At 52.1% G+C, this 12,338-nt stretch carries 11 protein-coding genes and 1 pseudogene; 10 read left to right on the top strand and 2 right to left on the bottom strand.

Annotated features, from left to right (window positions below):
* The first annotated feature begins 83 nt into the window (after positions 1–83).
* The 8 genes from AACR14_RS04340 to AACR14_RS04310 all read left to right on the top strand — a co-directional run bounded on the left by AACR14_RS04340 (position 84) and on the right by AACR14_RS04310 (position 8,512).
* Positions 84–494 (top strand): MerR family transcriptional regulator, encoded by a 411-nt coding sequence (locus AACR14_RS04340; RefSeq protein WP_026034924.1) that lies wholly within the window; start codon positions 84–86, stop codon positions 492–494.
* Between the two features lie 36 nt (positions 495–530).
* Complete coding sequence (locus AACR14_RS04335; RefSeq protein WP_026034923.1) at positions 531–1,292, top strand: substrate-binding periplasmic protein; 762 nt, start codon at positions 531–533, stop codon at positions 1,290–1,292.
* A 52-nt stretch (positions 1,293–1,344) separates the two neighbouring features.
* Positions 1,345–4,347, top strand: coding sequence for a DUF748 domain-containing protein (locus AACR14_RS04330; RefSeq protein WP_019445260.1), 3,003 nt, complete (start codon positions 1,345–1,347; stop codon positions 4,345–4,347).
* Positions 4,348–4,571: 224 nt separating this feature from the next.
* Entirely contained in the window at positions 4,572–5,168 is a 597-nt protein-coding gene (locus AACR14_RS04325; protein WP_005336948.1) for an acetate uptake transporter, read from the top strand.
* Positions 5,169–5,707: 539 nt separating this feature from the next.
* Entirely contained in the window at positions 5,708–6,010 is a 303-nt protein-coding gene (locus AACR14_RS04320; RefSeq protein WP_139748170.1) for a hypothetical protein, read from the top strand.
* An 8-nt stretch (positions 6,011–6,018) separates the two neighbouring features.
* Positions 6,019–6,609, top strand: a complete 591-nt coding sequence (locus AACR14_RS04315; RefSeq protein WP_139748169.1) for a hypothetical protein — start codon at positions 6,019–6,021, stop codon at positions 6,607–6,609.
* Positions 6,606–6,842: an ABC-three component system middle component 6 gene (locus AACR14_RS16135; RefSeq protein WP_019445258.1), complete on the top strand. Its 237-nt coding sequence runs from the start codon at positions 6,606–6,608 to the stop codon at positions 6,840–6,842. The genes AACR14_RS04315 and AACR14_RS16135 overlap by 4 nt, the downstream gene beginning before the upstream one ends.
* Positions 6,833–8,512, top strand: a complete 1,680-nt coding sequence (locus tag AACR14_RS04310) for a DUF2326 domain-containing protein (RefSeq protein WP_019445257.1) — start codon at positions 6,833–6,835, stop codon at positions 8,510–8,512. The genes AACR14_RS16135 and AACR14_RS04310 overlap by 10 nt, the downstream gene beginning before the upstream one ends.
* A gap of 265 nt (positions 8,513–8,777) precedes the next feature.
* Here the strand turns inward: AACR14_RS04310 and AACR14_RS04305 are convergent, their stop codons facing one another.
* Entirely contained in the window at positions 8,778–9,569 is a 792-nt protein-coding gene (locus AACR14_RS04305; protein ID WP_050547824.1) for a M90 family metallopeptidase, read from the bottom strand.
* Positions 9,570–9,639: 70 nt separating this feature from the next.
* Positions 9,640–10,077: a GNAT family N-acetyltransferase gene (locus tag AACR14_RS04300; protein ID WP_019445255.1), complete on the bottom strand. Its 438-nt coding sequence runs from the start codon at positions 10,075–10,077 to the stop codon at positions 9,640–9,642.
* A gap of 348 nt (positions 10,078–10,425) precedes the next feature.
* Between AACR14_RS04300 and AACR14_RS04295 the strand changes: the two genes are divergently transcribed.
* Positions 10,426–11,925, top strand: a complete 1,500-nt coding sequence (locus tag AACR14_RS04295; RefSeq protein WP_019445254.1) for an alanine/glycine:cation symporter family protein — start codon at positions 10,426–10,428, stop codon at positions 11,923–11,925.
* 288 nt (positions 11,926–12,213) lie between these two features.
* A pseudogene (locus AACR14_RS04290) lies at positions 12,214–12,338 on the top strand (replication endonuclease); the annotation flags it as partial.

Raw genomic sequence — 12,338 nt, 5'->3', positions numbered from 1 at the left:
GTCGGTCAGGCCCTGCACGCCAATGCCGAGCGGCTGCGTGCCCGCCTCTGCCAGCCACACGCCCAGCAACAGGAGTCATGACCATGTCCCGTTCCCTGCCCGGCAAGGAGATCACCTACAGCATTTCGGAGCTGGCCCACGAATTCGATGTCACGCCGCGCACCATCCGCTACTACGAGGATGAGGGGCTGCTCACCCCGCTACGGGAGGGGCAAACCCGCATCTACAGCCATCGAGACAAGATCCGGCTCAAATTGACCCTGCGCGGCAAACGGCTGGGGTTTAGCCTGGCCGAGATCCGCGAGCTGTTCGATATGTACGACACCGACAAATCGAGCAAAACCCAGCTTCACTCCATGATCCAGCTGATCGAGGCAAAACGCGGCGTGCTGCGCCAGCAGCTAGAGGATATCCAGATGGTGATGGCCGAGCTGGAAGCCGCCGAACAGCGCTGTGTTAATTCCCTTAACAGCTTGAAAACTGGCGCAGATTAACCGAATCTGGGAGCAAGCTATTGCCCTGGGGATCCCATGAGATATTGGTGCTGGTTTTTGCTCTTGTTCAGCCTCTCTGGCTGGAGCCATCCCCTCATCAAGGTTGGCGGATACCCCTATGCCCCCTTCGTGGTCAAACTCTCCGATTCCCGCTATGAAGGGCTGACGCTGGACCTCATCGCCAAGCTAAACGAGATCCAGCAAGAGGTAAGATTCGTGTTTGTTCCCACATCGGCCGCCAACCGTTACAAGGCGCTCGATCTGGGCCGTTTCTCGCTGATGCTTTTTGAAGACACCAAGTGGGGCTGGGACACAGATAAATTCAAAATGACAGCCCCCTTTCTCGGTGGTGGTGAGGTCTATGTGGCCCTGAACAAAACGGGCCGAGATCAGCGCTTTTTCGATGACCCCTCTCGGCATCATCTTATCGGGGTGACCGGCTACCACTACGGCGTCGGCCAGTTCAATGCCGATCCTCTCTACCTGCAGCGCAAGCTCAATATCACCTTGGTCAAGGACAACATCAGCGCTCTGCAAGCGCTACTCAAAGGGCGCGGCGAGGTAGCCATTCTCAACGTTTCCTACCTTAACCAGTATCTGCTGGCCCACCCCGACACCGCCGACCAGCTGCTGATCTCGCAGAAATGGGATCAACAGTATCAACACCGCGCCATCCTTCACCCTGAGGCCCCGATTACCCCTGCCCAGCTGGAACAGTGGCTGGCAGCGCTGCAACAAAAGGGGGAACTGGAGCGCCTTTGGACAAAGTACGGCGTACAACAGCACGCAACCCCATGATTACTATCCAGCTTTTCTGTACCATGGCGGGAACCAAATGGGAGTGCACCAAATGAACACCACCGAGCCCGCGTCCCCCAAGCTCCGCTTGCTGCGCTACCTTGCCTACGCTTTCCTGCTGCTTCTTATCCTGATCACCCTGCTGCTGTGGCAAACCCCCCGTCTGATCCAGCGCTATCTGCCCGGCTGGCTGGCCGAGCACTATGGCCTGCAACTGACGCTGGGGGAGATTGACGTAGGGCTGCGCAACCCTTCTCTCACCCTCGGCGCAACTGCCCTGCTCGATGCCAAACAGCAGCCTATCATCCGTTTTGAGCAACTCTTTATCACCCCAAACCTGCAAGCCAGCTGGCAGCAGAAAGGGGTCGTGCTTTCCGCCGTCACCCTGACCAAACCCGTGGTGCTGCTGCAACGGCTGACAGACAAAAAAGGGGATGTTCGACTCAATCTGACCGATGCGCTAGCCACCCTGCTCGCCCCTGCCCCCTCCTCCGAGCCCGAGACAGCCAGCGCCCCGCTACTGGTCGACATCGCCAGCATCGCGGTCACTGACGGCCATGTGCGCTATCAGGATCAACGCAAGGAGAGCGAACCCGGCTGGTTGCCGCCCCTCAATCTGGAAAAAGTGACCCTCAAGCTCGATAACCTGCGCACCGAGGCAAACCATCCGACCGCCTATCAGCTGAGCACCGCCATCAACGGCAAAAGCAGCCTCGCCGCTCACGGCAAGCTCGATGTGATGAGCGGCATGGGTCAGGGTAAGGTGAGCCTCAAGCAGGTCGACCTGAAACCCTTCGCCCCGCTCTGGGCACCCTATCTCAAGCTGGATCTGGCCAAGGGCCACGCCAATGCAGAGGTGGAGTACCAGCTTAAAGAGGGCAAGCAAGGGGTACTGTGGCAATTGTCCAAAGGCAAGCTGACGCTGGACAACTGGCAGCTTAAAAAACACAAGGGCGACGAATTTGCCCGCTTCGGCCAGCTGGCCCTTAGCGATCTGGCTGTAGATGGCCAGAAACAGTCGCTCCAGATCGGCAAGGTCACTCTGCAACAACCCCTGCTCAAGGCCACCCTCAACCCACAGCAGGAGCTGGATCTGGCTGACTTGCTGATTGAACAGGCTCCGGCTAAGCCCGTCAAAGAAGCCAACACCGCAAACGAGGTGGCCAACAATGCGGCGCCCAAGTCGACACAACAAGCAAAGACAGCCAGTAACGGCAAGAAAAACACGGCAGACAAACCCTGGCAGTGGCAGATCAAGCAGATCGTTATCGACAAGGGCGATCTCACTCTCACCGAATCGAGCAGCGGCAAACCGCAGGCACGCCAGCTCTCCGGCCTCAAGCTGGCGCTAGGGCCACTGGGCAGCAAGGGGGAGCAACCGAGCAAACTGACTCTGGCCACCCAGTTCAACCAGAGCAGCTCCCTCGCCTTTGATGGCCAACTGACCCTGACTCCTTTCACCTTAAGCGGCGACATCAACCAGCAGGGGCTGCCCCTGACACTGGCACAGCCCTATCTGGCCGATCTGGTACGCATTAAGGTGCAAAACGGGCTGCTGAGCAGCAAGACCCGCCTTGATCTCGCCACCACCGCCCAAGGAGATCTGAGCAAGCTGACCCTGCAAGGGGGGCTCGATGTCAACGGGCTCAAAGTAGTCGATCGGGCAGACAATCAGCGGCTGCTGGAGTTCAACACCCTGGCTCTCACCGGTCTGACGTACGACGGCATCAGCCAGCAGATGCGGATCAAGGACATTGCCCTGAACAAGCCCTTCGCCCGCATCGAGATCAACGAAGATGGCACCACCAACCTGCAACAGCTGCTGTTGCCGCAACCGGCGGCAACCAAAAGTACTCAAGCGGCGGCAGGCAGCAAGACTCCCGACTTTCGTTTCACCATTGACCAGCTGCGCACAGAGCAGGGCAACCTGCGCTTTGCCGACCGCAGCCTGAGTCAGGATTTTGTGGCCGATATCGCCTCGCTGGGCGGCCAGAGTCGCCATATCAGCAATATTCCGGGGCAACGCTCCGATCTCGCCTTCAACGGCAAGGTGGATCGCTATGCGCCAGTGACCATTCGCGGCGGTACCAACCTGCTGGTGGCCAACCCGATCCTCGACATCGCGGTCGCTTTCCACAATCTGGAGCTCACCACCTTCACCCCCTACTCGGGCACCTATGCCGGTTATGCCATCGACAAGGGGCAGCTCTCCATGAAGCTGCACTACAAGCTGGAGGGCAACCGGCTGGAGGGGGATAACGACATCACCATCAAGAAGTTGCAACTGGGCGAGAAGATCAAGAGCGATCAGGCCAAGGATCTGCCGCTGGGGCTGGCCATCGCCCTGCTAAGCGATGCCAACGGGGTGATACAGATGAACCTCAAGGTGAAGGGGGATCTCGATCAACCGGACTTCAGCATCGGCAATATCTTCTGGGATGTGCTGGGCAACACCCTGAGCAAGGCGATCACCTCCCCCTTCTCCCTGCTCGCCTCGCTGGCCGATGGCACCGAAGATCTCGACGAGCTCCCCTTCCTGCCGGGGGAACCCGATCTCACCCCCACCCAGCAGGAGAAACTGGTCAAGCTGGCGCAGGCCCTCAAGGATAGACCCAAGCTCAGCATGAACATTCGCGGCAAGGTCAACTTCAACGAGGAGCGCCCCATCTTGCAACGGCAAAAGCTGGAGCGGGTACTGGCCAAGCTCACCGGCAATCAGGCGGATCTCGACCAGCTGGAACAGGACCCCGCCCTGCAAGAGGCGCTGGCCCAAGCCTATGAAGAGCGCTTTGGCGAAGATCTGGATGATCTGGCCGATCGCCTCCATCTGGATGAAGAGAGCGCAGCACTGCGGGCCCAGGCGGTGATCCTGCTGCGGGATCAGCAGCTCATCACCGCCAAATCCCTGCGTAATCTTGCCATGCGCCGGGCGCAAAATACCAAGGAGTTTCTGGTCGACAGCCAGGGGATCGCACCGGAGCGGCTGTTCGTGCTCGACAGCCAAGTCAAGGAAGAGGACAAGGAAGCCAAAGTGATCCTGACACTGGATCAGTGACGCCGCCGCACTGCGCAAAAGCGTAATAAAAATACAACCCCTCAACTATTTTGACACCTTTTGCTCACCAAACAGCCTGCCTTGGTGAGCATTTGGCCTCTGATGCAAATAATCACGTAGTTTTTTTACGATTTACCCCCCTTGCCCCCTTGCGGGCGCGCCACAGCCTGCCTAAAATCGCGCGTCTTTTGTTAACCCCCACCTCTATTTTTGGAGAACGCCACGTGAGCGAAAAATTGGCCAACCCTGCCCCTCTGGGTCTGATGGGTTTCGGTATGACCACCATCCTGCTGAACATCCATAACGCAGGTTTCTTCCCCATCAGCGCCATGATCCTGGCCATGGGCCTGTGCTACGGCGGCATCGCCCAGATCATCGCTGGCATCATGGAGTACAAGCGTGGCAACACCTTTGGTGTGACCGCATTCACCTCCTACGGCCTGTTCTGGCTGAGCCTGGTGTTCCTGCTGATCATGCCGACCATGGGTCTGGCCGAAGCCACTCCGCACGCCTACATGGGTTGGTATCTGCTGATGTGGGGCATGTTCACCCTGTTCATGCTGGTTGGCACCATCAACTACCCGCGCGCCAAGCAGTTCGTGTTCGCCTCCCTGACCGTGCTGTTCTTCCTGCTGGCCGCCCGTGACTTCACCGGCAGCACCCTGATCGGCACCATCGCCGGTTTCGAAGGCATCATCTGTGGCGCCAGCGCCATCTACCTGGCCATGGCCACCGTGATCAACGAGCAGTTCGGCCGCACCGTGATGCCGATCGGCGATCACAAGAAAGCAGCCGCCGTACAGCTGAAAGCCGCTGCCTGATAGGCAAGCCACTCAGATTGTAAAAAAGGCACCCTAGGGTGCCTTTTTGCTATTTCGCAAAGCTGATTGTCCCGCGCGCACTTTTTTCCTTTAGCGCCTCACAGTCAAATATCCCAAGCCTTGGATATTGCCGCATCCCCTCGTTATCCCTTCCCCCTTATTGACCTCTTTTAGCCGCTTCAGAACAGCTATATCAGCGCATTAACCGCAAGCGCAGGGAACAAATGCTCCAGCTTATCGGTATGGCCCTTACAAGATCATCAAGGCAGCGCCCCCTTGATGGATAGGTGGTGCGCCGCAAAATGGTAGAGGCACCCACTGCGGGCACGATAGAGGAATTGAGCGAGCGCAACGAGTTGCCCTCAAGCAGCGCCAGCTGCGCTCCTTGGATCTCCTGCAATAACTGTACGGCCAATGTTCAAACATAATGAAAATGCCACAACAATGGGATTTAGCGCACAACAGTGCATGATATTCAATTGACGCACTGCAGCTGTTATTGATATAACACATTCTTTGTGATTTTTTCGGGGGTAGGTATGGATACATTGATCGGGCTTATTCTTAAAGCTGGGGCAGGTTTAGCTGGTATATCAAGTGCTGTTTTCTTAATGATTTATCTTGAATGGTTAAAGTTACCTATATTTTCCAAGTTATCTCCAGACCAGACTTTTTACATTTTGATCCTGTCGGTGGTGCTGACCTTTATTTTTGCGCTAACACTGCTTACAGTTTATTTGAGAAAAAATAAGGCTACCAGTTCTGCGACTGCAAGTGGTGATGGCATTGCTGTTGTAAGTTCGGGCAGTGGAAATGTACACATCAATCGCACCATTAAATAGGTATGGGTATGTTTCCGACAAGCAATGCAAGAGCTGACGATGATGGCGTGGCTGTTGTTAATAGTGGCCCGGGCAGTGTAACTGTTAACAAAAACATCTTGAGTCAGACTCGCGCAGTAACCTCACTTCTAACTCCGATTATGGTGCGAATCATTGAGGTCTATAACCCCTCTTGTGATGTATCTGATTTAGATATAGGCATGCCAGGCGTAGAGGAAAAAATTAAGTTTAATGCAGTTAAGGCATATGCATACAATCTGATAGAGTGTTGTAACTATATGTCTGTGATTGAAATGGTGATCGACACAATTGATAGTGAAGAACCGGGTTCAAAAGAGCGATTCTTATGGTCAATAAAGAAAAAGTATAGAGATGTCAAGCGACAACTAATGATGGATCATGGTTTTAATCCATTAGAAGATGATGTAATGGAATTGATTAACGCCAATGCAGATAAAATCATAAATCTAGTTTCAGAAAATATAATGTCAAGTGCGACTTCAACATTATCAGCGCCTATTGAGTTAATTGAAGCTGCACAGGAACTTATAGTTTGCTATGGATTTATAAACTGCCAAATCCTTGAGGCCCCGCAATGATTTTATCAAAAGCCTCTCCTCCTAAAAAATATCTTTATGTTATTGGAGCAAACATAATAGAGATTTTGTTAGATAATGACAGCGAGGCGTTGCCACCTATTTCCTTATATGAAAAATACAAAATAAAGCACAATTCAATATCTCTATCTTATATTATCTATGGGTTGGACTGGCTGTTTATAATTGATGCTATTTATCTTGATGAATCCGGTGATATAAAATTATGCAACTGATTGAATTAAATGTTTATGATAATGGTGAACTAATTAGAAACATTCCTTTCAGAGATGGAATAAATATAATAACTGATGACGGCGACAATGGTAACCAGATTGGGAAAAGTACGGCGCTAAGGGTAATAAACTTTTGCTTAGGATCCGATGGGAAATCCATCTGGAAAGACCCAGAAAATAACAAAGTTAATGTTGAGGTAGAGTCCTATATTACATCAGGAAGAATAACCTTCGAGTTAAAAATAAAGCTAGGCTCAATCCTTCACACAATAAGAAGAAAGTGCGCCCTTGTTAATAAAAGACTGAAATATGTAAGTTCGATTGATGATGAGAGCATAAACTCTCAATCAGCATTTGTTTCTGCTATAAGCCAACTCTTTGGGCATAATGCAGAAAAGCCAACATTCAAAATGATAAAAAGTAAGTTTTTTAGAATATCCAAGAAAACTGTCAATAACGCATATAAATTTCTTGATATTTATAGTCGTGATGATGACTACATTCTAGTATATGCTTATCTATTCGATTTCTCTGAACTTGAAAAATTGAAGGATAGTTTTTTCTTAAAAAAAGATATTCAGATTTTAGAAAATAGAAAAAATGCGCTGCTTAATGGAAAAAACCTTCTTGATTTTAAAGAGCGACTAGCCGAAATAGACCTTGAGATAAAGGATCTTAGAGAGAAGGCAGAGAATTACAATATCGAATTTTTTCAAAACAAATCTATTGAAGCACTTCGCCAATCAAGAGAAATAGGTGCAGCACTAACAGAAGAAATAACTAGCATCGAAACAAAGTTACTTTATAGTAAAAAAACAATTGCTGTATATGAAAGCAATATAACAGATGTTGACTCATCAGCAATTGAATCAATATATAATGAAGCGAAAATATTTTTGCCTACAATATCAAAAAAATTATCTGAGGTTGTACAATTCCATAATTCGATATTTTTAAAAAAAGCTGACTATGTAAAAGAGCAGGTTTCAATATTAGAGCTTGAGTTGAAGCATAAAAAGCAAAAGCTAGATGAACATTTGGAAAAAGAAAAAGAAATAGTAAGCCTTTTGGCAAAAGATGGTCATTTAAGTGGGTTTATTCTTATAGATAAAGAAATAGAATCGCTTGCGGAAATTAGAGGAAACGTCTCATATGTCGTTCAAGAGGTTAGCAGCATTCTAGAGGATATATCAAACAAAGAAACAGGTCTAGCATTACTTAACAAAGAGATTAATATTGGGCTGGAAACATTAAATAGCAACATAAGTGCCTTTAATGTTTTTTATGAGCGAATTACTCACAAAACATTCAAGAAATACAAAAATACTTTTAAAGCTAATGCCAATGACCGTGGTGAAGTTACCTTTTCCATTATCAATGAGCATTTGAATACGGGTGATGGAGTTCCCCGAGCAGGGGCATTTGCCTTTGATGTCGCAATGGTCGAGTATATGAAGGGAAAAAGGACAAATAGCATTCAATTTACCATGCAAGATTATTTAGAGGCTATTGACGAATATTCTCTTAGTGCATTAATTGAATATGTGGAACAGAGAAAAACACAGACCATCATATCAATTCTTTCCGATAAGATATCGATATTGAAAAACCCAAACAAATTTATTGTTTTAAAACTGTCGAAACAAAATAAATTCTTCAAACTCATTTAGTTCTGAGCTAATGGATCAAGGTCAAAATTTAATGGTGCCACATATTTTGTCTAGAGAATATTTTAATCATGCTTGTAAATATTTAGATAGCTGTCAAACTAACTCAGATGAGTCACTAAATCCACGCTCATCTGCTCCCGCCTGCGGGCTTCGTGTAATAAATTATTTGCAAAAATAGAGTACCGCAAAACCATATACCCAGAGTCCAGCAACTCTGGGTATATGGCTAAAAACAAACCGATATTAATGGTGTTTTTTCACTGTTTTACAGTGGGTAATCTGTATTAATGGCACGGGCTCCTGCAACCCCCTCCCCCGCCAGCAAGCGGGTCGCGGGAAAACGCTGCGCGGGATCCTGGCTAAAGCACTGGCTCAGTTGCCGGTATACGTCGGGATAGACCTGCTGCAGCCGCAGCGGATCGGTAAAGAAGCACTCGCAGCTGACGGCAAAAAACTCGGCGGGATGTTCGGCCGCATAGGGATCGATGGCGGTTGCCTCATCCCGATCTAGCTGCTGGCACAGCGCATCGAAGGCGGTCTGAAAGGCCTGTTGCCACAGCTGGCTGCTCATCGGCCTCGGCAACGGCGGCGCACCGTCCGCCTCACCACCCAGCATATCGAGCTTGTGAGCCAGCTCGTGGATCACCAGATTAAAGCCGTCCCAGTCGCCATCCTGCTGCAGTTCGCTCCAGGCCAGCACCAGCGGCCCTTGCGGCCAGGATTCGCCAGCGTTCTCCTCTTCAAACTCGCTCACCAGCCCGAACTCATCCTGCACCTCCTGGCGCCGGGTGACGGGCTCGGGAATAATGATGACTTCGTGAAAGCCGCGATACCAGTCAAGGCCGAGGTGCAAGATGGGCAACGCCGCCTGCAGCGCCAGCACCGCCTGTTGACGGCGGCTGAGCTCTACCCCGATCAGGGTCAGGGTCTTGCGCTTGAGTAGCTGTTGCCCCAAGCCGATAAGCGTTGTCTGCTCGGTGTCGCTGAGCCCTTGCAAGATGGGCACTGCTGCCAGCGCCTGACGCCACAGCGCCAACTCATCCTCATTCATGGGCATTTGCGGGCGACCCCCCAGCCATTTGAACCATCCCAGCACGCCTACTCCTTCTTTTGAAGCAAACAACAGGTCACAGCAGTTTGACGAACCGTTTCGGCCGCTCCTGATAATCCTGCGCCAGATAAAAACGGTGGGCCGCCTCGCGCTTGAGACTGCTGGAGAGCTCCAGCTGGGCGCAACCTGCGGCCCGCGCCATCGCTTCTGCTCCTTTGAGCAAGGCTGCGCCCACTCCCGCCCCTCTTGCCCCTTCATCGACAACCAGCGCCGAGATCAGGCCCCAAGCTGGTGCAACATGCAGCGGTGCCAGCTTGTGCCACACCAGCACGCCGACCACCTTGTCGGCCAGGGATGCGAGCAGCACAACGCTCGCGGGATCCGGCGCCAACAGGCGCGCCGTCACGTCAGCACCTTCGGCAGGATACCCCAATTGGGTGAACAGGTGGGCGATGGCGCTCCCGTCGTCGGCCTCAGGGGGACGGATTGTCAACGTTTCAGGGTCATTTTTCATTGTTGGCCTCATGTTTGCTTTCCATTGTGTTACGCCCATCACATTGTCTGGCGCAGATCAACAAAGAGGATCTCATCTTTACTCATAGAAAACGCTGCCTGCCATTATCCCCCCACCCTTGTCAATTCACAAATTTGCAACAAGGCAACATTTTTCGCTGGGAAGCACCGATACAACTCGATATGTTACAAGCCATGCATGGCGCGTGTCTGCGCTCTGCTTAACCCCTCAACCTCGCGCTCATTTGTTAACTGGATTGTTAACAAACAGGGCCAAAAACAGTGACAGAGAGCGAGGCCAAGATCTCGCCAAGACAGCGCCACAAACACAACAAAGGAGTTGTTGTACATGAATGAAATCGTCAATGCCATCAATGGTGTAATCTGGAGCCCTGCGCTCATCTACCTGTGTCTGGGGGTCGGTCTTTACTTCTCCCTGCGCACCCGTTTTTTGCAACTGCGTCATATGAAAGAGATGGTGCGCCTGATGTTTGATGGCAAGAGCACCGATGCCGGTGTCTCCTCCTTCCAGGCGCTGGCCATGACCCTGGCCGGTCGCGTGGGTACCGGTAACATCGCCGGTGTGGCCACCGCCATCACCTTCGGTGGCCCGGGCGCCCTGTTCTGGATGTGGATGGTCGCCTTCCTCGGCGCCAGCTCTGCCTTCGTGGAGTCCACCCTGGGTCAGGTTTACAAAGAGAAGATCAACGGTGAATACCGCGGCGGCCCGGCCTTCTATATCGAGAAAGGGCTTGGCATGAAGTGGTACGCCTGGACCTTCGCCATCGCTACCGTCTTCGCCTGCGGCGTGCTGCTGCCGGGCGTGCAGGCCAACTCCATCGGCTCCAGCCTGCAGACCGCCTTTAATATCGATCCGAACGTCACTGCCGCCGGTCTGGCGCTGCTGCTCGGCTTTATTATCTTCGGCGGCGTCAAGCGTATCGCCAGCTTCGCCAGTACCGTGGTGCCCTTTATGGCGCTGGGCTACATCATCGTGGCTTGCGTCATCATCGCCCTCAATATCGGCCAACTGCCGGGCGTGATCCTGCTGATCTGGAAGAGCGCCTTCGGTCTGGATGCCGGTTTCGGTGCCATTCTGGGTCTGGCCATCATGTGGGGGGTAAAACGCGGGGTCTACTCCAACGAAGCGGGTCAGGGTACCGGGCCGCACGCCTCCTCTGCTGCGGCAGTGAGCCACCCGGCCAAGCAGGGTCTGGTGCAGGCGTTCTCCGTCTATATCGACACCTTGTTCGTCTGCTCCGCCACCGGCTTTATGCTGCTGATCACCGGGCTCTATAACGTACAAGGGCCGGACGGCGCTGCTATCTACACAGGTATTGCCGGTATCGCAGCAGGCCCGGGCTATGTGCAGACCGCAATGGAGAGCATGATGCCGGGCTTTGGCAGCATTTTCGTGGCCATCGCGCTGTTCTTCTTCGCGTTCACCACCATCGTTGCTTACTACTACATCGCCGAAACCAACATCGCCTACATCAACCGCAAGATAAATCGCCCCTGGCTCACCTTCTTGCTGAAGATTGCGCTGATGGCCGCCACTGTCTACGGCACCGTCAAGACGGCGGATCTGGCGTGGGGCATGGGTGATATCGGGGTTGGCCTGATGGCATGGCTCAACATCATCGCCATCCTGCTGCTGCAAAAGACCGCTTTCACCTGTCTGAAGGATTATGAAGCGCAGCAGGCACAAGGTATTGACCCCGTATTCCACCCGGAGAAGCTCGGCATCAAGAACGCCGATTACTGGGTGGGCAAGCGCTCCGAAGAGAACCTGGAACTGGAGAAATCGGGTCATCAATTCGAGCCGGATCAGGATCGCAAGACCTCCTGAACCAGAACGACATAAGACATCAATAAAAATGGCAGCCTCGGCTGCCATTTTTATTTATTTAATTTCAACAAATTAAATTCAGTTCAAGGAGTTAAGTGCCACGCAAGGGGGCACATTGGGACGTGAAAAGACACCAAAATTGGCAAAATGTGGACACTTTTTTCGGCCCATTCTCGAGGAAGATCAAGCTGGTTTAAGATGGTTTTCCCGCGGGTTAAAGCGGACCGCATCATTCAGATAATCCGGTGCAAAGTGGGCGTATGTCATCGTCTGATGAAATATCAAGTGGCCGCCCTCAAACGGTGGAACGCCCCCGTTTATGGATTTCGCGTGTGCGAGGCTCACCACGACGGCACCCCGCACTGGCATCTGCTGCTATTTATGCGCCCGGAAGATCGCAACCGGGTGATCGG

It is taken from the genome of Aeromonas sp. 159 (assembly GCF_963862045.1).
Taxonomy (GTDB): domain Bacteria; phylum Pseudomonadota; class Gammaproteobacteria; order Enterobacterales; family Aeromonadaceae; genus Aeromonas; species Aeromonas veronii.
The sequence above is the reverse complement of the archived record's forward strand: the minus strand, read 5'-3'. Positions and strand labels throughout refer to the sequence as shown.